The sequence below is a fragment of the Burkholderia sp. MSMB1589WGS genome (assembly GCF_001636105.1).
GTDB lineage: Bacteria > Pseudomonadota > Gammaproteobacteria > Burkholderiales > Burkholderiaceae > Burkholderia > Burkholderia humptydooensis.
The window spans coordinates 2,405,781-2,432,243 of sequence record NZ_LNJT01000008.1 but is presented as its reverse complement, the minus strand read 5'-3'; the positions used below and the strand labels follow the sequence as shown (position 1 = coordinate 2,432,243).

General features: G+C 68.8%; 20 protein-coding genes and 2 pseudogenes. 11 read left to right on the top strand and 11 right to left on the bottom strand.

The window, feature by feature from the left end; all coding sequences use genetic code 11:
* Positions 1–67: 67 nt before the first annotated feature.
* From WT16_RS27900 to WT16_RS27880, 5 genes are read left to right on the top strand one after another with little or no spacing between them, the layout of a single operon-like run.
* Positions 68–1,864: a hypothetical protein gene (locus WT16_RS27900; protein ID WP_063534711.1), complete on the top strand. Its 1,797-nt coding sequence runs from the start codon at positions 68–70 to the stop codon at positions 1,862–1,864.
* Positions 1,865–1,879: 15 nt separating this feature from the next.
* On the top strand, positions 1,880–2,341 hold the full coding sequence (locus WT16_RS27895) for a YadA C-terminal domain-containing protein (RefSeq protein WP_063534710.1): 462 nt from the start codon (positions 1,880–1,882) through the stop codon (positions 2,339–2,341).
* Positions 2,338–3,492, top strand: a complete 1,155-nt coding sequence (locus WT16_RS27890; protein WP_006028817.1) for a DUF2827 domain-containing protein — start codon at positions 2,338–2,340, stop codon at positions 3,490–3,492. Before WT16_RS27895 ends, WT16_RS27890 begins: the two co-directional genes overlap by 4 nt.
* A 21-nt stretch (positions 3,493–3,513) precedes the next feature.
* Positions 3,514–4,662, top strand: coding sequence for a DUF2827 domain-containing protein (locus WT16_RS27885; RefSeq protein ID WP_063534709.1), 1,149 nt, complete (start codon positions 3,514–3,516; stop codon positions 4,660–4,662).
* Positions 4,663–4,709: 47 nt separating this feature from the next.
* Complete coding sequence (locus tag WT16_RS27880; protein ID WP_015602772.1) at positions 4,710–5,177, top strand: DUF4019 domain-containing protein; 468 nt, start codon at positions 4,710–4,712, stop codon at positions 5,175–5,177.
* Between the two features lie 24 nt (positions 5,178–5,201).
* Here the strand turns inward: WT16_RS27880 and WT16_RS27875 are convergent, their stop codons facing one another.
* The 5 genes from WT16_RS27875 to WT16_RS27855 form a co-directional block, all read right to left on the bottom strand.
* On the bottom strand, positions 5,202–6,344 hold the full coding sequence (locus WT16_RS27875) for a DUF2827 domain-containing protein (RefSeq protein ID WP_009915317.1): 1,143 nt from the start codon (positions 6,342–6,344) through the stop codon (positions 5,202–5,204).
* A 127-nt stretch (positions 6,345–6,471) separates the two neighbouring features.
* Positions 6,472–8,472 (bottom strand): acetyl/propionyl/methylcrotonyl-CoA carboxylase subunit alpha, encoded by a 2,001-nt coding sequence (locus WT16_RS27870; protein WP_063534708.1) that lies wholly within the window; start codon positions 8,470–8,472, stop codon positions 6,472–6,474.
* A gap of 124 nt (positions 8,473–8,596) precedes the next feature.
* Entirely contained in the window at positions 8,597–9,382 is a 786-nt protein-coding gene (locus tag WT16_RS27865) for an enoyl-CoA hydratase/isomerase family protein (protein WP_015602552.1), read from the bottom strand.
* 20 nt (positions 9,383–9,402) lie between these two features.
* On the bottom strand, positions 9,403–11,010 hold the full coding sequence (locus WT16_RS27860) for a carboxyl transferase domain-containing protein (protein WP_063534707.1): 1,608 nt from the start codon (positions 11,008–11,010) through the stop codon (positions 9,403–9,405).
* Positions 11,011–11,032: 22 nt separating this feature from the next.
* Entirely contained in the window at positions 11,033–12,214 is a 1,182-nt protein-coding gene (locus WT16_RS27855; RefSeq protein ID WP_063534706.1) for an isovaleryl-CoA dehydrogenase, read from the bottom strand.
* Between the two features lie 218 nt (positions 12,215–12,432).
* Here WT16_RS27855 and WT16_RS27850 point away from each other — a divergent pair, with 218 nt between their 5' ends.
* The gene (locus WT16_RS27850; RefSeq protein WP_006028825.1) at positions 12,433–13,197 is read left to right on the top strand and encodes a TetR/AcrR family transcriptional regulator; all 765 of its coding nucleotides are present in this window, start codon (positions 12,433–12,435) and stop codon (positions 13,195–13,197) included.
* A 42-nt stretch (positions 13,198–13,239) separates the two neighbouring features.
* Here WT16_RS27850 and WT16_RS35300 read toward each other — a convergent pair.
* Positions 13,240–13,449, bottom strand: a pseudogene (locus WT16_RS35300) (ABC transporter ATP-binding protein); the annotation flags it as partial.
* Positions 13,450–13,534: 85 nt separating this feature from the next.
* The gene (locus tag WT16_RS35295; RefSeq protein WP_231892120.1) at positions 13,535–13,921 is read right to left on the bottom strand and encodes a hypothetical protein; all 387 of its coding nucleotides are present in this window, start codon (positions 13,919–13,921) and stop codon (positions 13,535–13,537) included.
* Positions 13,922–13,942: 21 nt separating this feature from the next.
* Between WT16_RS35295 and WT16_RS27845 the strand changes: the two genes are divergently transcribed.
* From WT16_RS27845 to WT16_RS27825, 5 genes are all read left to right on the top strand, one after another.
* Entirely contained in the window at positions 13,943–16,963 is a 3,021-nt protein-coding gene (locus tag WT16_RS27845; protein ID WP_231892119.1) for a Rieske 2Fe-2S domain-containing protein, read from the top strand.
* Positions 16,950–18,314: a DUF3326 domain-containing protein gene (locus WT16_RS27840; RefSeq protein WP_063534704.1), complete on the top strand. Its 1,365-nt coding sequence runs from the start codon at positions 16,950–16,952 to the stop codon at positions 18,312–18,314. The genes WT16_RS27845 and WT16_RS27840 overlap by 14 nt, the downstream gene beginning before the upstream one ends.
* 1 nt (position 18,315) lies before the next feature.
* The gene (locus WT16_RS27835) at positions 18,316–19,107 is read left to right on the top strand and encodes a cupin-like domain-containing protein (RefSeq protein ID WP_006028828.1); all 792 of its coding nucleotides are present in this window, start codon (positions 18,316–18,318) and stop codon (positions 19,105–19,107) included.
* Positions 19,108–19,299: 192 nt separating this feature from the next.
* A complete protein-coding gene (locus WT16_RS27830; RefSeq protein ID WP_063534703.1) occupies positions 19,300–19,938 on the top strand; it encodes a hypothetical protein in 639 nt (212 codons plus the stop codon).
* Between the two features lie 71 nt (positions 19,939–20,009).
* A complete protein-coding gene (locus tag WT16_RS27825) occupies positions 20,010–21,023 on the top strand; it encodes a DUF2891 domain-containing protein (RefSeq protein ID WP_006028830.1) in 1,014 nt (337 codons plus the stop codon).
* A 246-nt stretch (positions 21,024–21,269) separates the two neighbouring features.
* Here the strand turns inward: WT16_RS27825 and WT16_RS27820 are convergent, their stop codons facing one another.
* From WT16_RS27820 to WT16_RS27805, 4 genes and pseudogenes are all read right to left on the bottom strand, one after another.
* Entirely contained in the window at positions 21,270–22,694 is a 1,425-nt protein-coding gene (locus WT16_RS27820) for an MFS transporter (protein WP_063534702.1), read from the bottom strand.
* Positions 22,695–22,833: 139 nt separating this feature from the next.
* Positions 22,834–23,487, bottom strand: a complete 654-nt coding sequence (locus tag WT16_RS27815; RefSeq protein ID WP_015603486.1) for a glutathione S-transferase — start codon at positions 23,485–23,487, stop codon at positions 22,834–22,836.
* Positions 23,488–23,540: 53 nt separating this feature from the next.
* A pseudogene (locus tag WT16_RS27810) lies at positions 23,541–24,357 on the bottom strand (GNAT family protein).
* A 314-nt stretch (positions 24,358–24,671) separates the two neighbouring features.
* Complete coding sequence (locus tag WT16_RS27805) at positions 24,672–26,441, bottom strand: PTS fructose-like transporter subunit IIB (RefSeq protein ID WP_063534701.1); 1,770 nt, start codon at positions 26,439–26,441, stop codon at positions 24,672–24,674.
* Positions 26,442–26,463 lie beyond the last annotated feature (22 nt).

Sequence of the window (26,463 nt, the reverse complement as noted above, 5' to 3'; positions counted from 1 at the left end):
CGCCCGGCCGCGACCGTCTCCCGCGTCGACGGCCGGCGGCTCCTCACCGATCTTCCGAACGCACGACATGCCAGCCAATCCCGATCGTTTCGCCGACATCCAGACGCAACTGAAGCGAGGCGAACTGATCGCCGCCGCCGATGCGATCGACGCATGGTGCGCGGCCGAGCCCGCGTCCGCCGGCGCGCTCGCCTGTCGCGCGCACTGGCTGCGCCTGCTCGGCCGCCTCGACGAAGCGGCCGCCGCGCTCGGGCCGGCGCTCGCCGCGACGCCGCCGTGCGCGAGCGCATGGGTCGAGCGCGCGCGTCTCGATCGGCTCGCCGGGCAGGCCGAGCGCGCGCATGCCGCATTCGACGCCGCGCATCGCGCCGATCCGGCCGCGACGGGCTGGCTCGCCGAATGGATCGAGCTGCTGCACCAGACCCATCGCCACGCGCTCGCCCGTCCGGTTGCGCAAGCGCTGTGCGAGCGCGCGCCGAACGACGCGCAGTCGTGGTTCCTGCTCGGCCTCACGCACCACTACGCGGGCGAATACGCGGCGGCGGCCGACGCGTACCGGCGCGCAGGCGCGCTCGATCCCGCGTACCCGATGTTGCGCAACAATCTCGCCGCCCTTCGCTATCAGACGGGGATGCATCGGGAGGCGCTCACGCAAGCCGAAGCGGCGATCCGCGCGGAGCCGGACAGCCAGATGGCGTGGTGCAACGGCTCGAATGCCTGGCTCGCGCTGCGCGAGCCGGCGCGCGCGCTGATCGCGGCCGAGCGCGCATGCGCGCTCGGGCAGAGCTACGCGATCGCGCAACTCGCGCGCGCGAACGCGCTGAAAGAGCTGCAGCGCTGGCCGGACGCGCTCGCCGCTGCGGCGCACGCGCATCGCAGCGCGCCGGACGATCCGGTCATGCAATGGTCGCTCGCGATGCTGCAATTGCTGCACGGCGACTACGAGAACGGTTGGGCGAACCACGAGGCGCGGTGGAACGGCTCGCGCGAGCTGGGCGATCGCCCGCGCCCATCGCCGCAGCGGCAGTGGCGCGGCGAGCCGCTCGCCGGCAAGACATTGATGCTGTGGGGCGAACAGGGCTTCGGCGACGCGCTGCAGTTCGCGCGCTTCGCGCCGATCGTCGCCGACCAGGCGACGCGCGCCGGCGCGCAAGTCGTCTTCGCGTGCTTCGCGGGCCTCGAGCCGCTCTTCGCGCGCAGCTTCGCCGGCACGCCGATGCGGATCGTGCGGCACGACGCGCCGCAACTGCCCGCGTTCGACCATCACCTGCCCGTCGGCAGCGCGCCGCTGATGCTCGGCGTGCGGCCGGACACGATCCCGTCCGCGGGCGGCTATCTGCGCGCGGACCCGGCGCGCGCCGCGCAATGGGCGGCGCGGCAGCCCGCCAACGGCCGGCTACGCGTCGGTCTCGTCTGGAGCGGCAGCCGCACGCACCAGCGCAACCCGCTGCGCGCGATCGACCCGGCGGCCTGCGCGCGCGCATGGCGTGACGTGGCGGGCGTCGCGTTCCACAGCCTGCAGATCGACGGCGCAAGCGACGTCGCGACGATGCGCGCGGCGGGCCTTGCCGTGATCGACCACACGGCCGAGCTGCAAAGCTTCGACGACACGGCCGCGTATCTGTCGAGCCTCGACCTCGTCATCACCGTCTGCACGTCGGTCGCGCACCTCGCGGGCGCGCTCGGCCGGCCGACGCGGCTGCTGCTCGACGTCAATCCGCACTGGGTCTGGATGATCGATCGCGAAGACAGCCTGTGGTACGACTCGATCCGGCTCCGCCGGCAGGCCCGGTATCGCGACTGGACGCCGGTGCTCGACAGCGTGCGCGGCGAGCTGGCCGCGCTCGCGGCCGCGCGCGGATAACGGCGGCTGCGTAGCATGTCGACGTTCAATCGCGCGATCGGGCCGCTGGCCGCAGACTTGTCGATGGCGGGCGCGCGCATCGCGCCGCGCTCGACGGGCGTCGCGGCCCGCAGCGAAACCGACGGCGCGCTCGACGCGAACGAGTCGAATGCGCGGCCGGCTTCTATGTCACAATCGCTGCCGGGCCGGCCGCCCCGGATCGACGTTCCGCGCGCGCAGCCGAGCGAAATTCTGCAAGCGCCGCGGCAGACCGATTCGATGGCGCGTCAGGGCATCGCGGCCGCCGCCGCGCCGACGATGCTGCCGCAGGTCGAGCCGGGCAAGACGATCAACGTCGCCGCCGCCCGCTTCGCGGGTCAGTCGGGGATCGCGCGCGGCGCGAGCGCGCACGTGACGAACTGCGGCATTCTCAAACTGGGCATCGGCGTGTCGGGGCAGAACAAGACCTTCGGTGCAGGATACGGATATAGCTGGTGATCGATTCCATCCACTCTTCGTCAGCCGGGCCGCGCGACGCGCCCGGCAAGCGCCTCGCCGTCGGCATCTCGCTCTTCGCCCGCGACGGCCAGGCAATCTGGGAAAACGGCATTCATCAGAACATTGCGTTCCTCGCGATGATGCTCAAGCAGTCGGACCGGATCGGCCCGGTCTACTTCCTGAACGGCGGCGACGCGAAGGCGTTGCCCGCCGGCCTCGATCTCGGCGGCCTCGACGTGCCGCTCGTGCAGCCGCGCGACGTGTCGCACGCGCTCGACGTCGTGATCGAGATGGGCGCGCAACTGCCCGTCGACTGGCTCAAGTACATGAAGGCGCTCGGCAAGAAGCTCGTCGTCTGCTTCGTCGGCCACACGTACAGCGGGCTTTGCGAGACGCCGATGTTCAACCGGCCGTCGGGCCACATCTTCAACGGCGGGCCGTTCGACGAAGTGTGGATCCTGCCGAAATCGGAGAAGATCGACGCGCCGCTGCTGCGCACGCTCACGCGTGCGCCGGTGCACGTCGTGCCGCACATCTGGTCGCCGTACTTCATCGGGCGCCGCGCGCGCCAGCTCGAAGCCGAGGGCCTGCGCTTCGGCTATGCGCCGGGCCGCGCGAAATGGCGGCTGTCGATCCTCGAGCCGAACATCTCGGTTGTGAAGACGAGCCACTACCCGATGCTCGCCGCCGACGAGTTCCACCGCGCGCAGCCCGACGCGGTCGAGCACCTGTTCGTCGTGAACTCGCTGCACATGAAGGAGCACGCGACCTTCGTCCACTTCGCGAACAGTCTCGATCTCGTGCGCGAGCACAAGGCGACCTTCGAGCCGCGCATCGATCTGCCGTCGTTCCTCGCGCAGCACGGCGACGCGGTGATCTCGCACCAGTGGGAAAACCCGCAGAACTATCTGTACTACGACGTGCTGTACGGCGGCTACCCGCTCGTGCACAACTCGCCGCTGCTCGGCGACGCCGGCTACTACTACCCGGAATTCGATTCCGCCGCGGGCGGCCGCGCGCTGCTGCACGCGTGGCGTCATCACGACGCGCATCTCGACGACTATCGCCGCCACGCCGACGCGCTGCTGCACAGCGTGTCGATCGACAATCGCAGCAACCTCGACGCGTACGTCGCGCGTCTGTTCGCCTGAGCCTTTCCCGGAGAAAAACGCATGTCCGAAACCACCGCCCATGACGTGCCGAACGGCGGCAAGCGCGTCGTCGTCGGCGTGTCGCTGTTCGTGCGCGGCGCCGGCCAGTCGCTGTGGGAGAACGGCATCTTCCAGAACTGCCTGCTGCTCGTGCTGCTGCTGCGCCAGTCGCCGCTCGTCGCCGAAGCGGTGATGGTCAACGGCGGCACGAGCGACGCCGATCCGCAACTGATGCTCGGCGAATGGAACGTGCCGCTCATCTCGATGGACGAGGCGATGACGCGCTGCGACGTGCTGATCGAAATGAGCGCGCAGTTCAACGCCGGCTGGATCGCCGAGTATCGGCGGCGCGGCGGCAAGGTCGTGACGATGCGCGTCGGCAACGACTACGTGATCGACATCGAGCGCGCGATCTTCGACAAGCCGTCCGGCTTCCTGTTCTCCGGCGCGCGCTACGATGGCGTGTGGACGATTCCCGAGTTCGAGCACTCGTGCGGGCACTATCTCGAATCGGGGCTGCGCAGCCCGGTGACGATCGTCCCGCACATCTGGCATCCGCTCCTGTTCGACAAGGCGCGCGCGACGCTCGGCCCGGGCCTCGAATTCGGCTACAAGCCGGGCAAGCCACGCTGGCGCGTGGCGATGTTCGAGCCGAACATCTGCATGGTGAAGACGAGCATCGTGCCGATGCTCGTCGCCGAAGAAGCGTATCGGGCGCAGCCGAGCTTCGTCGAATTCGTGCGCGTGTGCAACACGCTGCACATGAAGGAGCACACGACGTTCGTCTACTTCGCGCGCAGCCTCGACATCGTCGACCACGGGCTCACGACGTTCGAGGGACGCTTCGCGGTCTACGAGTTCATGGCGGCCTATGGCGACGCGGTCGTGTCGCACACGTGGGAAAACGCGCAGAACTACCTGTACTACGAGCTGCTGTACGGCGGCTATCCGCTCGTTCACAACTCGCCGTACCTCGGCCGCGCCGGCTATTTCTATCCGGATTTCGACTGCCAGGAAGGCGGCCGCCAGTTGCTGAAGGCGTTCCGCGAGCACGACGCGAACCTCGACGCGTATCGCGAGCAGTCGCGGCAGGTTCTGGATTCGGTCAGCATCTACCGCCCGGAGAACGTCGCCGCCTATACGGAGGCGATCGCCGCGCTGTACCGGTAAGCCCTGCCGCACCCGCCGCATTGCCCGGTTTCAACCAGGAGGTCACTTTGAAGAAAATCGTCGCTCGATGCGCGGCCGCAGGCGCGCTGCTGGCCGCGGGCGCGCTCGCTCACGCGCAAACGAGCCCGTCCCCCGATGGGGTGCTGCAAAGCGCCGAGAACGTGCTGAAGCAGATCGACGAAGGCCGCTTCGACGACGTGTGGAAAGATTGCGCCGCTTTCGTCAGGAGCAAGTCCACCGCGCAGCGCTTCGCCGACGACACGCGCCGGCTGCGCGCGCCGCTCGGCGCGGTCGCGCGGCGAGGCTGGTCGGACATCATGCTGATTCAGTTCGCGAACACGAAGGACGTGCCGGACGGGCTGTACGCGAACGTCGATTTCACGACGACGCTGCAAGGCGGCAAGGTCGTGTTCGAGAAGCTGAGCTTGCGGCGGGAAAGCGACGGCCAGTGGCGCCTCGTCTCGTATGCGCCGCGGCAGCAGCAAGGCGTGGCGCCGGCCCTCGCGGGGCAATAGATGGAATAGGCGGCGCGAGGCGCGTCAGCGCCCGTTGTTGACGAGATTCGCGAGCAGCGTGTCGTATTCGGCGACGAGCGTCGGATTCTTCGACGTATAGCGGCGCAGCAGGCTGCGCTGCCGCGCCGCGTAGCCTTCCCAGTCGTCGTCGTGCTCGCGCAGCACGCGCATCAGCGCTTCCGTGCCCGTCTGCACGTCGTTGTCCGGATAGTAGTAGCCGATGTCCGGCACGAGATGCGCGTTGTGGACGAGCGGATAGCCCTGCCAGCAGACGTCGAAATAGAAGTAGTTGAGCGGGTTCTCCCACTGGTGCGACACGACGACGTCCGTATGCTCGGCGAGGAAGGTCGGCGTATCGAAGCGGCCGACGAAGCTCGCCTTGCTCGCGCGGACGACCTCCAGATAATTCATCAGCATCACGAATTCCGGGCTGTCGCGCGCGAGCCGATCGGCGTTCGTCACGTGCGTGAACGCGATCGCGTCCGGGTCGCGCCGATACGCTTCGTCGATGATCAGCATCGGATACACGCAGAACTTGACGACGTCGTGGTTCGGCTCCATCACCGTGAGCCGCTTCGCGCGCTTGCCGCTCGGCCGGTACTCGCCGCGCTCGTGCATGAGGCGCGTGCGCTCGGCGAGGAACATCGGGTCCCAGACGAACGGCACGACGCGCCCTGGGGCGCGCCGCAGCGATTGCAGGAACGGCAGCGACGACGGCGCGATCTGCGGAATCGCCCAGATCTCGTCGTAGCCGCGGTTGATGAAGAGCGTTTCCCACATCCGGCGGCCGAACAGGATCGACTGCGTCGCGTGGATGTACTCGAAGCCGCAGCAGTAGCTGACGAGCTTCACGCCGCGCGCCTTCAGGTAAGCGGTCTGCTCGCCGTCGATCTGGCCGCCGAGCTCGATCAGCACGTCGAGCGAATCCTTCATGTCGGTGAACGAGCGGGTGTCGAAGATCCGGCGGTCCCACGGCAGCGCGTCGGTGATCGGCACGCCGGTCGTGTTGACGATCGTCACCCGATAGCCGCGCGACGATTTCATCAGCAGCTTCGCGAGAAACAGCGCGTTCTGCTTGATGCCGTTGATCCAAAGGCTCTCGTTCGGCTCGCGCAGACCGATCGTGATACCGATGCGCAGGCCGTTCAAATCGACAGGGGATGTCATTGCATGCCGGAGGGAAGGGAATTACGCAGTGTAGCGCACGCGCGGCGCCGCCGCCCGCACCAGGATTCGAGTCTAGCGGACATCCCGTGACCGGACTGTCAGATATCGTTAACGTGCGCCGCGCCGCTCAAGCCTGTCCCATCACGAGCAATTGCGCGCCGTCCGCCACCTGATCGCCGACCGCGTACAGCACCTCGGCGACGACGCCCGCCGCCGGCGCGCCGATCGTGTGCTCCATCTTCATCGCCTCCATCACGATGAGCGGATCGCCCTGCTCCACCTTCTGCCCCGGCTCGACGAGCACCGCGATCACCTTGCCCGGCATCGGCGCGGTGAGCCGGCCCTCGCCTTCCGTCGAATCGGCCGCGTGCGCGAGCAGGTTGCGCCACTCGAACGCGCGCGCGACGCCCTGGCAGAACACGTGGAACGTATCGCCGTCCACATGCACGCGCCCGCTCGCGCGCACGCCGCCCAACGTCACGTCGAAGTCGAGCGGCCCCGCGCCGCGCGACCACGCGAACGGCTTCGCGATGCCGCCGACTTCGAGCGACTGCACGCCGCCGCGCTCCAGGTAGCGGACCTCGAGCATCGCGTCGTCGTCGAGCGCGCGCCATCCGATCGTGCGCCGGTAGCCGGCGTTCAGCCGCCAGTTCGGCAGCGCGGCCCACGGCGACGCCGCGCCGCCCGCGCCCGCCGCCGCCCGCTCGCGCGCGAGCAGCGCCGCGCACGCGAGGCCGAGCGCCGCCGCGGGCGCCGGCTGCGGCGCGAACAGCGCGTCGCGGTGGCGCTCGATCAGCCCGGTGTCGAGATCCGCGTCGGCGAACGGCCGGCTCGCGACGATCCGCTGCAGGAACTCCGCATTCGTGTGCAAGCCGACCACTTCGCATTCGCGCAGCGCGCGACCGAGCATCGCGAGCGCCTGCGCGCGCGTGTCGCCGTGGACGATCAGCTTCGCGATCATCGGGTCGTAGAACGGCGTGATCGCGTCGCCTTCGCGCACGCCGCTGTCGATTCGCACGGCCGCACCGACGTCGAACTCGACGCCCGCCGGGAAGCGCAGATGCTTCAGGCGCCCCGTCGACGGCAGGAAGCCGCGCGCCGGGTTCTCCGCATACAGGCGCGCCTCGATCGCGTGCCCGCGCACGTGCAGTTCCGGCTGCCGCAGCGGCAGCGGCTCGCCCGCCGCGACGCGCAGTTGCCATTCGACGAGATCGAGCCCCGTCACCATCTCCGTGACCGGATGCTCGACCTGCAGGCGCGTGTTCATCTCCATGAAGTAGAACGCGTCGTCCGTCATGATGAATTCGACGGTGCCCGCGCCGACATAGCCGACCGCGCGCGCGGCCGCGACGGCCGCCTCGCCCATCGCCTGCCTGAGCTCGTGCGCGAGGCCCGGCGCGGGCGCTTCCTCGAGCACCTTCTGGTGGCGGCGCTGCACCGAGCAGTCGCGGTCGAACAGATAGACCGCGTTGCCGTGCGTGTCGCCGAACACCTGCACTTCGACGTGGCGCGGCCGCTGCAGGTATTTCTCGATCAGCACGCGATCGTTGCCGAAGCTCGCCGCGGCCTCGCGCTGGCACGACGCGAGCGCCGCCGCGAAATCGGCCGCGCGCTCGACGACGCGCATCCCCTTGCCGCCGCCGCCCGCGCTCGCCTTCAGCAGCACCGGATAACCGATGCGGTCCGCTTCGCGTTGCAGCAGCGCGGGAGCCTGATCGTCGCCGTGATAGCCGGGCACGAGCGGCACCGCGGCCGCATGCATCAGCGCCTTCGCGGCCGCCTTCGAGCCCATCGCGGCAATCGCCTCGACAGGCGGGCCGACGAACACGATCCCCGCGTCCTCGCACGCGCGCGCGAAATCTTCGTTCTCGGACAGGAAGCCGTAGCCGGGGTGAATCGCCTGCGCACCCGTCGCGCGCGCGGCGTCGATGATGCGCTCGATCCGCAGGTAGCTGTCGGCGGCCGCCGCGCCGCCGATGTGCACGGCCTCGTCGCATGCGGCGACGTGCTTCGCGTGCGCGTCGGCATCCGAATAGACCGCGACGCTCGCGATGCCGAGGCGCCGGCAGGTCGCGGCGACCCGGCAGGCGATTTCGCCGCGATTGGCGATCAGGATCTTGTCGAACATGATGAGTCGGGAAACGGGAAATCGGTAACGGATTCAATTCGGCGCGCGGGTCTCGCGGCGCGCTGCGTCACGGCCATCGCCGCACGCCGTGGCGACGCGCGGCGGCCGACGGCCGACGACGGGATCACGCGCGCCACGACGGCGTGCGCTTCTCGAGGAACGACGCGACGCCTTCGCGCGCCTCCGCGCCCGCGCGCGTCTTCGCGATCCAGCCGGCGGTCTGCTCGATCAGCGCGGCGTCGAGCGCGCGGCCCGCGACGTCGCGCACGAGCGTCTTGCACGCGCGCACCGCCTGCGGGCCGTTCGCGCACAGCGCTTCGGCGAGCTTCGCGACGCTCGCATCGAGCGCGCCGGCCGGCACGCGCTCGTGCACGAAGCCGAGCTGCGCGGCCTTCGCGCAGTCGAACGCCTCGGCCGTCGCGAAATAGCGGCGCGCGGCGCGCTCGCCCATCGCGCGCACGACATAAGGCGCGATCGTCGCCGGGATCAGCCCGAGACGCGCCTCGGACAAGCAGAACTTCACGTCCTCGGCGGCGATCGCGATGTCGCACGCGGCGACGAGCCCGACGCCGCCCGCGTAAGCGTCGCCGTGCACGCGCGCGATCACGGGCTTCGCGCAGCGGTAGACCGCATCGAGCATCCGCGCGAGCCGGCGCGCGTCGGCGCGGTTCTCGTCGTCGGAGAAGCCCGCCATCTTCTTCATCCAGTTCAGGTCCGCGCCCGCGCAGAACGCGGGGCCGCGCGCGGCGAGCACGACCGCGCGCAGCGACGCATGCGCGTCGATCCGGTCGAACGCGGTGGTCAGCTCGGCGATCATCGTCTCGTTGAACGCATTGCGCACGTCGGGGCGCGCGAGCGTGACGGTCGCGACACGGCCGTCGTCGGTCACTTCGATCGTTTCGTAGCGCATCATCGGCTCCTTTGCATGCGTCACATCCGGAACACGCCGAAGCGCGTGTCCTCGATCGGCGCGTTCATGGCGGCGGCAAGGCCGAGGCCCAGCACGTCGCGCGTCTGCGCGGGGTCGATCACGCCGTCGTCCCACAGGCGCGCGCTCGCGTAGTACGGATGGCCCTGGCGCTCGTACTGGTCGCGAATCGGCTGCTTGAACGCCTCCTCGTCCTGCGCCGACCATTCGCCGCCCTTCGCCTCGATCCCGTCGCGGCGCACGGTCGCGAGCACCGACGCCGCCTGCTCGCCGCCCATCACCGAAATCCGCGCGTTCGGCCACATCCACAAAAAGCGCGGGCCGAACGCGCGGCCGCACATTCCGTAGTTGCCCGCGCCGAACGAGCCGCCGATGATCACCGTGAACTTCGGCACCTTCGCGGTCGACACGGCCGTCACCATCTTCGCGCCGTGGCGCGCGATGCCCTCGTTCTCGTACTTGCGGCCGACCATGAAGCCCGTGATGTTCTGCAGGAACACGAGCGGAGTCTTGCGCTGGCAGCACAGCTCGATGAAGTGCGCGCCCTTCGTCGCCGATTCGGAGAACAGAATGCCGTTGTTCGCGACGATCCCGACCGGGTGCCCCCAGACGTGCGCGAAGCCCGTGACGAGCGTCGTGCCGTAGCGCGCCTTGAATTCGTCGAACGCCGAATCGTCGACGATCCGCGCGATCACCTCGCGCACGTCGAACGGCTTCCTCGTATCGACGGGAATCACGCCGTACAGGCTCTTCGCGTCGTAGCGCGGCGGCAGCGGCTCGCGCATCGCAAGCGACGCGCCGTGGCGCGCGCCCAGGTTGCCGACGATCGTGCGCGCGATCGCGAGCGCGTGCGCGTCGTTCTGCGCGAGATGATCGGCGACGCCGGACAGGCGCGTGTGCACGTCGCCGCCGCCGAGATCCTCGGCGCTCACTTCCTCGCCCGTCGCGGCCTTCACGAGCGGCGGCCCGCCGAGAAAGATCGTGCCCTGGTTCCTGACGATGATCGACTCGTCGCTCATCGCGGGCACATACGCGCCGCCCGCGGTGCACGAGCCCATCACCACCGCGATCTGCGCGATGCCCGCCGCCGACAGGTTCGCCTGATTGAAGAAGATCCGGCCGAAGTGGTCGCGGTCGGGAAACACGTCGTCCTGATTCGGCAGGTTCGCGCCGCCCGAATCGACGAGATACACGCACGGCAGCCGGTTTTCGGCCGCGATCTCCTGCGCGCGCACGTGCTTCTTCACGGTGACCGGGTAGTAGGTGCCGCCCTTGACCGTCGCGTCGTTGCAGACGATCACGCACTCGCGGCCGGCGATCCTGCCGATGCCGGTGACGATGCCCGCGCCCGGCGCGTCGTCGTTGTACATCCCGTATGCGGCGAGTTGCGACAGCTCGAGGAACGGCGTGCCCGGATCGAGCAGTTGCGCGATCCGCTCGCGCGGCAGCAGCTTGCCGCGCGACAGATGCTTGTCGCGCGCGGCCTGCCCGCCGCCGAGCGCGAGCCGGTCGATCTTCTCGCGCAGGTCGGCGACGAGCGCCTCTAGGGCCGCGGCGTTCGCGCGGAATTCGTCGGAACGCGGGTTCAGCTTGGATTCGATGATCGGCATCGCGTGGGCTCCGCGCGCAGGGTCAGGCCGTTTCCGCGAACAGCTCGCGGCCGATCAGCATCCGGCGGATCTCGCTCGTGCCGGCGCCGATCTCGTAGAGCTTCGCGTCGCGCCACAGGCGGCCGACCGGATATTCGTTGATGTAGCCGTTGCCGCCGAGGATCTGGATCGCCTCGCCCGCCATCCACGTCGCTTTTTCCGCGGTGTAGAGAATCACGCCCGCGCAATCCTTGCGCACCTGGCGAACGTGGGCGCCGCCGCCCGCATCGAGATGCCGGCCGACCGCATACAGATACGCGCGGCATGCCTGGAACGTCGTGTACATGTCGGCGATCTTGCCCTGGATCAGTTGGAATTCGCCGATCGGCTGGCCGAACTGCTTGCGGTCGTGAACGTACGGGACGACCGCGTCGAGACACGCGGCCATGATGCCCGTCGGGCCGCCCGCGAGCACCGCGCGCTCGTAGTCGAGACCGCTCATCAGCACCTTCACGCCGCCGTTCAGCTCGCCGAGGATGTTCTCTTCGGGCACCTCGACGTCCTCGAACACGAGCTCGCCCGTGTGCGAGCCGCGCATGCCGAGCTTGTCGAGCTTCTGCGCGACCGAGAAGCCCTTCATCCCCTTCTCGACGATGAACGCGGTGATGCCGCGCGCACCGGCTTCGGGTTCGGTCTTCGCATAGACGACGAGCGTGTCGCAGTCCGGACCGTTCGTGATCCACATCTTCGTGCCGTTCAGCGCGTAGCGGTCGCCGCGCCGGTCCGCGCGCAGCTTCATGCTGACGACGTCGGAGCCCGCGTTCGGCTCGCTCATCGCGAGCGCGCCGATGTGCTCGCCGGAGATCAGCTTCGGCAGATACTTGCGCTTCTGCGCCTCGGTGCCGTTGCGGTGGATCTGGTTCACGCACAGATTCGAATGCGCGCCATACGACAGCCCGACCGACGCCGACGCGCGCGAGATCTCCTCCATCGCGACCATGTGCGCGGTGTAGCCGAGACTCGCGCCGCCGTACTCCTCGGCGACTGTCATCCCGAGCACGCCCAGCTCGCCGAACTTGCGCCACAGGTCCATCGGGAACTGGTCGGTGCGATCGACCTCGGCCGCACGCGGCGCGATTTCCTTCGCGGCGAAATGCGCGATCGAATCGCGCAGCATCTCGATGTCTTCACCGAGCATGAAGTTCACGCCGGGCAGGTTGCTCATGTCTCCTCCGTCTCCAGGAAGTCCTCGGACGCATCGATTATTGAGTCTTGCTCAAATCGATACGTCCGCCGGTTCATTGCCATATGCTGCGGGAATTTTCGCTAGTTTCGCGCTTGATCCGCACGAGCGTCAATAGTTTTTTGAGCGCTACTCAGTTATGATCGAGCACACCGCAACGACGCCCGACAGCCGCAGGACACCCCCGCGGGACAACCCATATGACCGCCACTCAGAAAACCGACCGCGCGGACGCGCCGCGCGCGCCCGCCGGCCGCAAGTCGCAGCAGCGCGTGCAGGACATCTTGCGCGCGGGACGCGAAGTCTTCGCGGAGAAAGGTTACGAGCACGCGACCGCGGCGGAGATCGCGCAGCGCGTCGGCGTGTCGGAGGCGACGGTGTTCAGCTACTTTCGCGGCAAGCGGGAGCTGTGCGCGCGCGTGATCGCCGATTGGTACGACGAAATCATCGATGCGTTCGAGACGGGGATGTCGCGCGACGGATCGGTGCGGCAGCAATTCGCGTTCATCGTCCGCACGCATCTGCGGCTGATGCTCGTGAACGGCACGGGCCTCTGCGCGCTCGTGCTCTCCGAGGGACGCGCGAAGCAGCACGCGCTCGCCGACGAGCTGGCGGCCTTGCAGCGCCGCTACACGGCGCCGCTGATGGACGTGCTCGCGCGCGGACAGGCGACGGGACAGGTGCGCGCCGACATGCCGCTCAGCCTGCTGCGCTCGATGGTGTTCGGGCCGATCGAGCATGTGCTGTGGGACGCGATCCTCGGCCATCGGAAGCTCGACACCGAGACGACGGCCGAGCAGTTGATCGATCTGTTGTGGACGGGGCTGCAGCCGCCCGCGCCGGAAAACGCGGCGCTCGTGCGCTTTCGGAGCGACGTCGCGGACGCGATGCGGCGGCTCGACGAGGCGTGCGCGCGTGCGCCGCGCGAGCCGGCGGCGAGCCGCAAGGCGGGGAAGCCGGCGTAACGGCAACGCGTGCGCCGGGCGCTCTCTGCACGCCAGCGACAACTCAGCCGCCCCATCGAGCACGACGCACCCCATCTGCAAAGCATACCCGTAGTGCGCGCTCCGAAGCGCGAGGCTCGCGTTCTGCTCGACCATGAACACCGTCAAGCCCTGCCTGTTGAGCGCGTCGATCAGCTCGAACATCCTGTCGACATAGAGCGGCGACAGCCCCATCGTCGGCTCGTCCATGCAAATCAGCTTCGGCCGAGCCACATTCAATCTCTCGTCGATATTCCCGCCGATTGTTTCGCCCGTCGCACCGATCGCGACGCGCCAACGCAATCTCAAGCTACCCTATTTAATTTTCATTACCTATGATGAAAACAACGACGCATCCATTATCCGAACCGAACTTCGTCGTCGCGTTTTTTTGCGAGGGAACGCGTGAATGGACCACCCCGGGGCCGATCGAGAATACGAAAGACAACTGATTGCTTGTGGTCTTGAACAATACGAATGGGTCGTCCGCGCACGCCAAGCGGCCGCATCGTCGCTGTCCGACTGGGACGCGCGAGTCGAAGCCCTGCTCGACGGCGCAGGCGAAACGGCCTCGCATTTCGATCGCGCAGCCGCTCGATACGCGGCGCAAACGGGCGAGCCTGTCTCGCTCGAGAATGCGCGCGCATTCTACGCGGCAACGATGCTGCGGGCGGTCGAACACCATGCCGACACCGACGACTGGCATCTCTTTTGTCGATTGGACGAGATGCCGAACGTCGGCGATTACGTGACGGGCTATGCGTTTCAGGAAAGCATGACGGCGGTCCGCTCGGGCGAGCGCGAGGCGCGCGTGTTCCTGAATGTTTGCCCTCATCGGCAGACGCAGATCTTTCAGGCTGCCGGCTCATTCGATCCGCATCGCCACATTCGATGCCCGTATCACGGCTGGACCTTCGACGTCGACGGACGCTGCGCAAACGCGCCGGGGGCGCGACACGGCGAGTTCGGCACGGATTTTCGCCAGCAAGCCTTTTCTCTGTCGCGCGTTCCTGCAGTCGTCGACGACGGCGGCGGCATCCTCGTGCGCAAAGCGGTCTCGCGCGTCAGCCGCCGAATGGCGGCGCTGTACGAGCGCGTGTATTTCGCGTTTCCCGATGTCAAGCGGCCGTTCGTGCCGGACCGGTTCCGCGTGCTGCTGCGCATCGGCTTCCTCGCGGCGGAGATTCGCCGTGCGCGCGATCCGTCTATCCTGTCGGTGCTTCGCGCCGAGCTTCGTCAGCACCTGCTGACGTATCCGGACATCCCCGCGCACTACGCGTCGCTCGCGAAACGAAGCGGCGAGCCGACGATCGATAGCGCCGACATCGCCGACATCGCCGACATCGGGCCGCGGCTCGCGAGCGGACCGCTGCGCGAGACGATGGCCACCTGGGTATACGGCGACGCGGAGCTGCACGCGCTCGAAAGGGACGCGCTCGTCCTGCCCGCCTGGCATTTCGTCGGCCACGCGGCGGAGCTGGGCGACGGCGAACGCGCATTGACGCTCGACGTATCGGGCGAGCGCGCATACGTTTCTCGCGGCCGGGACGGCGCGATACGCGCCGAGCGCCTCATCGACATCGATCGCCGAACCGACGATCCGGCACGGCTGCGCGCGTGCGGCGCGCTCGCGCCGATCGACGTCGACCTCTGGCAAGGGCTGATATTCGTGCGGTTCGCGGCTGGCCGAGGCGGCGTCGCCGCTATCTGGGAGCATGCGCGAATGCTCGCCCCATACCGGATCGAGCGGATGGCGCCGCTCATCGGCAAGGGCTGGTACGACTTCGCCGTCGAAGCGGACGCGAAGATTCTGTGGGAAAACTTTCTCGAGATGTATCACTTCCCGGCGGCGCACCGGGCGATGATCCGCTTGTTCGAGCTGTCGAGCCAATCCGACCTGCTGACGCTGCGCGAACCGGAATCGGCGCGACTGTCGCCCGTCGAGGCGCGCTATCGCGATGCATTGAAGTGCGGCGCGACACACGGCGCCGACGAGGAAGCGCGGCAACGCGCGATGGCCGACGGCAACGCCGCCCTTTCGCGCCCGCTTCAACTGACGGTGTTCGGCTCGATTCCCGAAACGGCGCAAACGGCGACGATGCTCGGCATCACGGTCTTTCCCGATCACATCCAGGCGATGTCGTTCATTCCGGTCGGCCCGCGAGCGTGCAGCGTGAAGATCCGCAGCTACGGCCACGCGGCGGACGGCGCGCTGAACGTCGCCCGGCAATGCAATGTCGAGCAATTGCAGATCGAGCTCGTCGAGGAAGACATTCAACTCAATTATCGAAGCCAGGTTGCGGCATCGACGCGCAGTTATGATCGGCGCGGCGTATTCAACGACATGGAAGTGAGCGTCGCGGATTTCCAGCGATTGCTGCGGCGCGCCCTGCCCGTCACGCGCTGCGTTCGACGTCCGCCCGACGGCGCGATCGCGCGCGTGAATCAAGCGCTCAGGCTGCGCGAGCGCGACGAAAACGACGCGCCTCGGAGCGATGGCGCGGATGCGGCCCGCCGCGCCTGCGCGGCCTCCGCGACCTCTGCCGCGACGCCACCGTCCGCCCGGCGACGCGAAGCCGAAACGCTCGATGCGCTCGATGCGCTCGACACGCCCGCATTCGTCTATGACGAACGCGCGCTGCGCGATGCATTGTCTGCGATGCACGCGCTGCTCGGCGACAGCGGCTGCCGCCTGCTGTATCCGCTGAAGCCGTTCTCGCACGCGGGAGCGCTCGAATGCATCGCGCCGCATGTCGACGGCTTCGCCGCATCTTCGCCGTTCGAGGCCGCGTTTTCGCGCGCGGTCCTCGGCCGGGCGGGCTCGATCCATCTCACGACGCCGGCGTTGAGCGACCGCGACCTCGGCGCGATCGTCGACAACTGCGATTACGTCGCGCTGAACTCGCTGTCGCAATGGGGTCGCCTGCATGCCGCGTTCGCGGGCCGCCTGTCGTGCGGCTTGCGGATCAATCCGCAATATTCGGTCGTGGCCGACGCGCGCTACGATCCGTGCCGGCCTCATTCGAAGCTCGGCGTGCCGCTCGACGCGATGGAACGCGCCGTCGCCGACGATCCGCGCGCGCTGCAGGGCCTGCAGGGCATTCATTTCCACACGAACTGCGACTCCCCCGATTTTGGTCAGCTCGCCGAAACGATCGATCACATCGAAAAGCGGCTCTCGCGCGCGCTCGACGGTCTCGCCTGGGTCAATCTGGGCGGCGGCTACATCGCGGACAACGCGCGAAACGTCGACCGGTTCCACGCGTGCGCAAAACGCCTGCGCGAGCGCTTCGGCATCACGCTGTTCGTCGAGCCGGGTGCGGCGATCGCGCGTGCGGCCGGGACGATCGTCGCGTCCGTCGTCGATCTGTTCGACAGCGGCGGCACGTCCGTCGCCGTGCTCGATACGACCGTCAATCACTACCCCGAGGTATTCGAATATCAGTTTCGGCCGGACGTCGCCGGCCATCATCCCGCGCACGAGCATGCGTACCTGCTGGCGGGCGCGTCGTGCCTCGCAGGGGACCTGTTCGGCACCTGTCGCTTCGACGCGCCGCTGAAGGTGGGCTCCCGCGTGGCGTTCGTGAACGCCGGCGCCTATACGCTCGTGAAAGCGCATCGCTTCAACGGCATCAACATGCCAACCATCTATCGCAGGGACGAAACCGGCAGGCTCGCGGTGGTCCAGCGGTTTTCCTACGAAGACTTTCTTCGCCAGAACGGGGGACTCGACCATGCATATCCATGAAAAAGCGTTTTCCGTTTCCCGCCCGCTGGCGAGCCTGTCGCTCGACCGTCTTCGCGAGCTCACGCGGCAGCAGCTCGAACCCGACGAGACGCCGGTGCGCTTCGTCGTCACGCGCAGCGACGAACGCGGATTCGATTGCGAAATCGGCGTGCTGTCGAACGGCGAGATTCCCGATGCCATCCGGGCCGGCGGATTGTTCAAATGCGAGCGTCGAACGCGCATCGGCGGCGGCGAATTCAACGTCGCGCTGATCGTGCCGACCGGCATCGGCGCGGAAATCGGCGGCCACGACGGCGACGCCGGCCCCGTCGCGATGCTGCTGTCGTCGATCTGCGATCGCCTGATCACGCATCCGAACGTCGTCAACGCCGCGGACATTAACGAGCTGCCGGCGAACGGCCTCTATGTCGAAGGCAGCGTCATCTGCCGGCTCCTGCTCGGCCAGATCGGCCTTCAACCGGTGCGGGCAAACCGCGTGCTCGCGGTCGTCGGCTCGAACGAATGCCCGACCTTCGTCAACGCGGCGATCAACTCGGTCAATGCCGCGCGCGCCGCATACGGCCTCGATTGCCCTCGCGTATTGCACCTGGACCCCGGCATCCGCCTGACGAGCACCTATGCGTCGAGCGGCCGCGCGGCCGGCGTCGTCGAGAACCTGGACGCGCTCGTGGCGCTGCTCGCCGAGCATCGCGACACGTTCGACGCAGTCGCGATCGCCTCGCACATCCACGTCCCGGACGAATGCCGCACCGGCTACTACGAAGGCACGCCCGGCATGGTCAATCCGTGGGGCGGCGTCGAAGCCATGCTCACGCACACCATATCGACACTGTTCTCGGTGCCGTCAGCGCACTCGCCAATGTACGAAGACGCGCGATTCGCCGTGCGCGATTACGGCGTAGTCGATCCGCGCATCGCGCCGGAAGTCGTTTCCCTCACGTTCCTGCAGTGCATCCTCAAGGGCTTGAAGCGCTCGCCCCGCATCGTCGAGCTCGCGCGCGCGAGCGACGCCGCCGGGACGGTATCCGTGTCCGACGTGTCGTGCATCGTGATTCCCGAAGGCTGCGTCGGATTGCCGGTATTCGCCGCACTGGCGCAACGCATACCCGTCATCGCCGTGCGCGAGAATCGCAACGTCATGCGCAACGATCTTCGCAGCCTGCCGTGGGCGCCGGGACAATTGCGCATCGTCGACAACTACTGGGAAGCCGCGGGCGTCATCGCCTCGATGCGCGCGGGCCTGAATCCCGATTCGGTCAGACGGCCGCTCGAACCCGTCGACGTGCTTCGCGTGGGCACGGAGCGCGCGCGCGGCGCATCGCCGATCGCGGCCGCCGCGAACGTGGCCTGACATGAACGGCGTCGCGCGAACTGGTTTCCTGCCGATCGACAGACGCGACGCGCTGTCGTGCGAGGAGTTCGTCGAACGGTATGCGATGCCGGGAAAACCGGTCGTGCTCACGGGCCTCATGCGGGATTGGGAGGCCGCGCGCCTCTGGAATCTCGATTACTTCAAACGTCGCCACGGCAACGTGACGATCGTCGCCCGGCGTTCCGACGACTACGACCGCACCGTCACGCTGCCGCTCGCCGATTACATCGACAGCCTCGGCGATCCGGACGCGCATTTCTATCTGAAAGACTGGGTATTCGAAGACGACATTCCGGACTTGCGCGCGCAGTATCGGGTTCCGCGCCACTTCGCGAACTGGGCGACGCGCCTTCCGGGCAAGTGGCAACCGAAATGGCGCTGGCTGTACATCGGCCCGGCCTCGTCGGCGTCGCATCTGCACGTCGATTTCCTGCTGACGAGCGCGTGGAACGCGCTGTTCGTCGGCAGCAAGCGGTGGCTCGTCTATTCGCCGGATCAGGCGCAATGCATGTATCGAGGGGCAGTCGACGCGTTTCGCCCCGACCTCGATCGCTTTCCGCTATTCGCGAACGCACGGGCGCACATGCATGTGCAGCAGCCCGGCGAGATCGTGTACATGCCGGCCACCTGGTGGCACGCGGTCAGAAACGAAGAGCCGAGCCTCGCGCTGTCGGAGAATTTCATCAATGCCGCCAACGCGAGATATTTTCTGAAGCCGCGCGTGATCGCGCGATTCTGCCGTTATGCGGATCATCCGCTTTGGGTCAAGTGACGCGCGTGTCGTTCGGCATGCGGCTTGCGGATGCGCGCTGTCGATCCGAACCTACGCCGTCGGCGGGGCGCAGACGAGAATCCCGAGCCATCGCGCTCACCGAGACAAATCTCCACACGAATCCAATCGACATGACACGGCTCGCCATGAGACGATCCGCGGCTCGTTAGATTTTTGTCGCTACTTCGCCGCATGAATGTCCCGATGTCGCGCGCGGCGCTGGCCGCGATCCTGCTCGCGGCGTGCACGAGCGCGCAAGCGCAGCCGCTTGCCGGCTCGCCGGCGAGCGCGGCGGCGGCGTCCCGCGCGGTGCCGCCGCAACCACGCCAGAAGACGCCGCCCGCCACCGCCCGCGCCCATTCGCTGCCGTCCGGCAGCCTCGCCCCCCAAACGCTGCCGAAGCCCGCGCCATCCGGCGCGAAGCCGCAATACGCGGCCCCGCTGCAGCGCAACTTCGCGTTCGCGCAGGATCAGGGCCGGCAGGCAGCGTGCGACGAGCTCGCGTCGAAGATCGACAATCTGGCGCGCCACACGCAAGCCGCCGCTCGCTCGGCGCCGCCCGCGCTGCTCACGCCGAGCGCGATCAACAGCCCGACGCCGTGGAAAGTCCCCGCGCCGCCCGTCTACGAACCGCCGCCGTCGCGGCCGTTGCCGTCCGCGAACGGCCATGCGCCGTCGAACTTCGCGGCGCTGTCGTCCGGCTACGGGAGCCGTTCGTCGGCGCACCAGCCGTATCCGGCCACCGAGCGGGAAGCGAAGGAACAGCGCGAGCGCAGCGAGCAGCAGATCGAGCTCGAAACGCGCTACCAGCAGTTGCACTGCCGTCCGTAGACGCCGGCGAGTAACATGTCGTCGACCGCGGCGCGCGCGATGCGCGCCGCTCTTCTTTCGACGCCCTCGCCATGACCGCCCGACAACTGACGCCCGCCCTCGCCTCGCAATTCGCGAACCTCGCGCTCGGCCACCTGACGCGCGAATATCCGAACAAGCTCACGCATTCGCTCGCCGGCCCGCAAGACGTGCGCGGCCCCCGCGCGCTGCATCCGATCTTCTACGGCAGCTACGACTGGCATTCGTGCGTGCACGGCTACTGGCTCGTCACGCGGCTGCTCGATCGCTTTGCCGATCTGCCGCAGGCGCGGCGCATCGTCGAGACCGTCGACGCGCACTTCACCGCCGAGAACGTCGCGGGCGAAGCGGCGTACCTGAACCTGCCGCACAATCATGGCTTCGAGCGGCCATACGGCTGGGGATGGCTGCTCGCGCTGTCCGCGCAGCTCGCGTCGATGACGTCGGACGCGGGCCGCCGCTGGTCGGCGACGCTCGCGCCGCTGACCGACATCTTCGTCGAGCGCTTCACCGAATTCCTGCCGAAGGCGACCTATCCGCTGCGCGTCGGCACGCACTTCAACACCGCGTTCGCGCTGTCGCTCGCGCTCGATTTCGCACGGCAGACGGGGCGCGCGGCGCTCGAGGCGCTGATCGTCGACACCGCGCGGCGCTGGCATCTGCGCGACGCGAACTGTCAGGCGTGGGAGCCGAGCGGCGACGAGTTCCTGTCGCCCGCGCTGATGGAGGCGGAGCTGATGCGGCGCGTGCTGCCGGCGGCCGAGTTTCTCGCGTGGTTCGACGCGTTCCTGCCGTCGCTCGCCGCGCGCGAGCCGGCGACGCTCTTCACGCCCGCCACCGTCACCGACCGCACCGACGGCAAGATCGCGCACCTCGACGGCCTGAACCTGAGCCGCGCGTGGTGCCAGCGCTCGCTCGCGCGGGCGCTGCCGGACGGCGATCCGCGCCGGGCGGCGCTCGCCGGCGCGGCCGACGCGCATCTCGCGAGCGCGCTCGAGCACGTCGCGGGCGACTACATGGGCGAGCACTGGCTCGCGTCGTTTGCGGTGCTCGCGCTGGAGGCGTGAGCCGACCGACGGAAGCGGCGTCGGCTGCGTCCGACGTCGTTGCATCGCCCGATGCCTGTCGCGCGCATCGGGTCGCGCCGTTCGAGCACGCCCATCGCAAAGCCACGTGCGCGGAGCGGACCGCTGATGCGGCTCGCCTGAATACGGCATCGCGGCACGCCGCCCGCATGCCCGCCGCCGGCCAGCCCTTCGTCGCCAGGCGCTGGCGCACGCATCGAACGCGCGCGCCGTCCGCCCGGCGCGCCGTCAATGCGATATCGCTTCGAGCGCGATGCCTTTCGTGCGCGGCCCCATCATCCCGATCGACGCCATCACGATCGCCATCGCGCCCGCGATGAACACGAACACGCCGGGCGTGCCGAATCCCTTGAGCACGGCCGCGATCGCGAACGACGTGAAGATCGCCGAGAAGCGGCTCCACGAATAGACGAAGCCGACCGCGCGCGCGCGGATCGCCGTCGGGAACAGCTCGGCCTGATACGCATGGAAGCTGTACGACATGATGTTGTTCGCGAGCGTGAGGCACACGCCGAGCGCGACGAGCAGCCACGCGGCCGACGCCTGGCTGAACAGCAGCCCCGAGATCATCGCCGCGCCCGCCATCGCGACGATCACCGTCTTGCGTTCGAAGCGATCGGCGATCGCGAGGCCGATCAGCGGCCCGATCGGCGCCGCGAGCGCGATCACGCTCGAATACATGAGGCTCGTCGTGACGGTGATCCCCTGCTTGATGAGCAGCGTCGGCACCCAGTTCGCGAAGCCGTAGAAGCCGACCGTCTGGAACACGTTGAAGATCGTCATCATCACCGTGCGCTTGCGGTACGGCGGCGCCCACATGTCGCCGAACCGGCCGCGCGGCGGGACGGGCTCGGCGGGCGCGGGCGGCGGCAGCGGCCGGCCGTACTCCGCCTCGACCCTCGCCTCGAGCGCGGCGAGCACGCGCTCGGCTTCGTCGAGCCGGCCTTGCTGCGCGAGCCAGCGCGGGCTTTCCGGCAACTGGCGGCGAATCCACCAGACGAAGAGCGCGCTGTGCGCGCCGATCAGCACGACCCAGCGCCAGCCGTCGAGGCCGAACGGCGCGCGCGGCACGAGCAGGTACGCGAGCAGCGCGACGGCGGGCACCGCGGCGAAGCCGACCGCCTGCTCGCACGCGAACGCGCGGCCGCGGATCTGCTTCGGCACGAGCTCCGAGATGTACGTGCCGATCGTCACCATTTCGACGCCGAGCCCCAGCCCGACGACGAAGCGCCAGAAATTGAGGCCCGCGGCGGTGTCCTGGAACGCCATCACGACGTTCGCGGCCGTGTACCACAGGAGCGACCACGTGAACACCGCGCGGCGGCCGAAGCGGTCGGCGAGGAAGCCGCACGCGATCGTGCCGATGAAGAGCCCCGCGAACAGCGCGGCGATGAAGCTCGCGACGCCCGTCGTGCCGAACAGCCCGTGCGTCGTCGCGCTCAGGATGCCGCTCTTCACGAGGCCGGGCGCGACGTAGCCGCTGTACAGCAGATCGTAGAGCTCGAAGAAAAAGCCGAGACTCAGCAGCGCGACGAGTTTCCAGACGCTGCGGGTGGGCGGCAGGCGGTCGAGGCGCGCCGAGATGACGCCGGCGTCGATCGCCGATGCCGATGCCGACGCCGATGCGCGCGACGCGCTTTCCGTTGAAGCCATGACGGGAGTGTCTCCGAATGTCGTTGTCGTCTGACGGCGGCCGCGGGCCGCCGCCGGGGTTCGGGCATTTTACCGGCCGCCCGCCTCGGCGTCGAAATCGAGGCCAATCGATGCCGGAAGTCCGGAGGCGCCACGCGGATCAGAAGTCCAGACGCCCCTTCAGATGGCCGAAAGGCAGCATCACGTTGCGCCGATACGCGGGCCGCGCCTGCAGCCGCGCATACCAGCGCTCGACGTTCGGCAGCGACGGGCGCTCGATGTCAAGCCCGTAGTAGCGGTACAGCGATACGCCGATGCACACGTCCGCGAGCCCGAGGCGCTCGCCGCCGAGGAACGGGCGATCCGCGAGCTGCCGGTCGAGCACGCCGAAATGCCGCGCGCAGCGCGCGACGTCGCGGCGGATCGCGTCCCACCGCCGCCGCGGCTCCGGCGTGCGGTAGTAGCCCCAGAACACGCCCGTCAGGAAATCCGGTTGCAGCGTCGCGAGCATCCAGTCGATCCAGCGGTCGGCCTGCGAGCGCGCGAGCGGGTCCGGCGGCCAGAGCGCGTCGTCGCCGTAGGTGGCGGCGAGATAGCGAACGATCGCGTGCGATTCCCAGATCGCGTGCGCGCCGTCGCGCAGCACCGGAATGCGGCCGTGCGGATTCATCCGCAGGAATTCGGGATCGTCGAGGCCGCCGTACCCGCCGCCGGCGGGCCGCCAGTCGTAGCGCAGCGCGCGTTCGTCGAGCAGCCACAGCACCTTCTGCACGTTGAACGAATCGCGCCGCCCCCATATCGTCAGTTCGCCCATGCGGTCTCCCGAATTCGACGGCGGAATCGACGCTCGCGCTCGCCGCCCGTGCGTCACGCGCCGCCGCCGCGCGCCGCCGCGATCAGCGTGGACAGCGACTGCCGCTGACGCCCCTGCTCGTCGAAATTCCCGGCGGCGAGCCACTGCTCGAACGCCGGGCGCAGCACGGGCCATTCGCCGTCGACGATCGAATACCATGCGGTGTCGCGCGAGCGCCCCTTGTAGACGACGGCCTGCCGGAATAGCCCCTCATACGTGAAGCCATAGCGAAGCGCCGCCACGCGCGACGGCGCGTTGAGGCTGTCGCATTTCCATTCGAGGCGGCGATAGCCGAGCTCGTCGAACACGCGCCGCATCAGCAGGAACAGCGCCTCGGTGCCCGCGCAGGTCTTCTGCAGCAGCGGCGAATACGCGACGAACCCGACTTCGATCACGCCGTTCGCGCGATCGGCGCGCATCAGCGCGAAAGTGCCGACCGCCTTGCCCGTCGCCAGATCGACGATCGCGTGATGCAGCGGATCGTCGCTTGCGGTCGCCTTCTCCAGGTACGCGCGATAGCTCGCGGCGTCGGCGAACGGGCCGCCGCCCATGTACGTCCAGTCGCGACCGTCGGCGGCCGTTGCGTACGCCGCATACAGATCGTCCGCGTGCCGGCCCGGATCGACGGGCTCGATGCGGCAGAACCGGCCCTGCGCCGGCGTGCGCGGCGGCGCGGAACGCGGCTGCCAGCCGGGCACCGGCGCGCCGGTCGGCTGGCCGAATTCGTTGGTATAGGCGTTGTCACTCACGAAAAGGATTCCCGAAACGATGAACGGAGCGCCGGTCGGCGACGAAGCCCGCGCGACGATCCCGGATCGACCCGCCCGGCATCGCGGCGGCGCATCCGATTGTAAGAGACGTCGGTGGGATGCGCCGCTTCGGGGAGCGCGAACGGGGGGCGGCGGTCGGTGGATCGCGCGGATCGTTCACGCAATGTATCGTCCGTGCGTCCACGACGGAAGCGGACGTGCGGACAATCAACGGGCCGTTCCATTTGCCGGAATGCCGCGCCCCGATGCCGGACTCCGAAGCATCGCGGCGCGGCGCGCATGGCGTCGGTGCGGAACATCGCACGTCGCCGATGGCGACGCGCACAAGTGTGCAGCAGGCGACGGCCGCATCCGCGGCCGCGCGCCGCCCCGGCTTCAGGCCGCCGCCGGCTGCGCCGCCCGCTTCAGCATGCCGACCGCGAGCGCGGTCACGAGCGTGCCGGCGACGATCGCGAGCGCATACACGCCCAGATGCGTGACCGCGTTCGGAATCGGCAGCACGAAGATCCCGCCGTGCGGCACTTTCAGCTCGGCGCCCGCCGCCATCGAGATCGCGCCCGTCACCGCCGAGCCGGCGATGCACGCTGGAATCACGCGCATCGGATCGCGCGCGGCGAACGGAATCGCGCCTTCGGTGATGAACGCGATCCCGAGCACGGCCGCCGCCTTGCCCGCCTCGCGCTCCTCGGTCCCGAAGCGCTGCCGGAACAGCCACGTCGCGAGCGCGATGCCGAGGGGCGGCGTCATCCCGGCCGCCATCGTCGCCGCCATCGGCGTATAGACGTGGCTCGCGATCAGCCCCGCGCTGAACGCGTAAGCCGCCTTGTTCACCGGGCCGCCCATGTCGACCGCCATCATCCCGCCGAGGATCAGCCCGAGCACGACCGCGCTGCCCGCCTGCATCGAGCGCAGCCAGCCTTCGAGCGCGTGCAGCGCGGCCGCGACGGGCGAGCCGACGACGTAGAGCATCAACAGGCCGACGACGAGCGTCGACACGAGCGGAATGATCAGCACCGGCTTCAGCCCTTCGAGATTGCGGTGCAGCTTCAGATGGCGGTTGATGAGGAGCGCCGCGTAGCCCGCGAGGAAGCCCGACACGATGCCGCCGAGAAAGCCCGCGTTCAGGCTCGCGGCGAGCATCCCGCCGACCATGCCGGGCGTGACGCCCGGCCGGTCCGCGATCGAGTACGCGATGTAGCCGGACAGCACCGGCACGATCAGCGCGAACGCCGATTTCGCGCCGATCTGGAACAGCGACCACGCGAGCGTGCCCTTGTGCGCGTCGTCGAACGCGTAGATGCCGCCGAGCGCGAACGACAGCGCGATCAGCAGACCGCCCGCGACGACGAACGGCAGCATGTACGACACGCCCGTCATCAGGTGCCGGTACGGGCCGCCCGCCTTCGCGGCGCGCGCCTGCTTCGCGGCGGCGACCTGATCGGCAAGCGCCGCCGCGCCTGCCGCCGCGCCGCCTTCGACGCGCGCGTCGGCGATCGCCTTTTCGATCAGCGCCGCGCCCTTGCCGATCGCGCTCTTCGTGCCTGTCTCGTAGAGCCGCTTGCCGCCGAAGCGGCTTTTGTCGACTTGCGTGTCGGCGGCGATCACGACGAGGTCCGCTTCGGCGATCTGCGCGTCGGTCAGCCGGTTCTGCGCGCCGACCGAGCCCTGCGTCTCGACGTGAATCGCATGGCCGAGCGCCTGCGCGCCCTGCGCGAGCCCTTCGGCCGCCATGAACGTGTGCGCGATGCCGGTCGGGCACGACGTGATCGCGACGATCTTCAGCGGGCGCGAGCCGCTCGACGCGGCAGCGGCAGCCTGCGCGGCCGAAGCGACGGCGGCCTGCCCCGACGCGCGCGCGAGCACGGCGTGCGCGTCGCGAATCGCATCGTCGACCGACACGCGATGAATCGTCTTGCCGGCGAACGGCGCTTCGTCGATCGACGCCGGATCGTCCGCCGCGATCAGCACGGCGCTCGCCTCGCCGATCTGCTCGGCGGACAACGGCGTCTGCACGCCGAGCGCGCTGCGCGTCTCGAGCGCGAGCGCAACGCCGCGCGCTTGCGCGGCGCGGCCGAGCGCGTGCGCGGCGAAGGTCGGCGCGGCGGTCCGCGCCGGCGCCGCCACGAGTCCGATCAATTTTTCCATGACTGTCTCCGGCCTGCCCGGT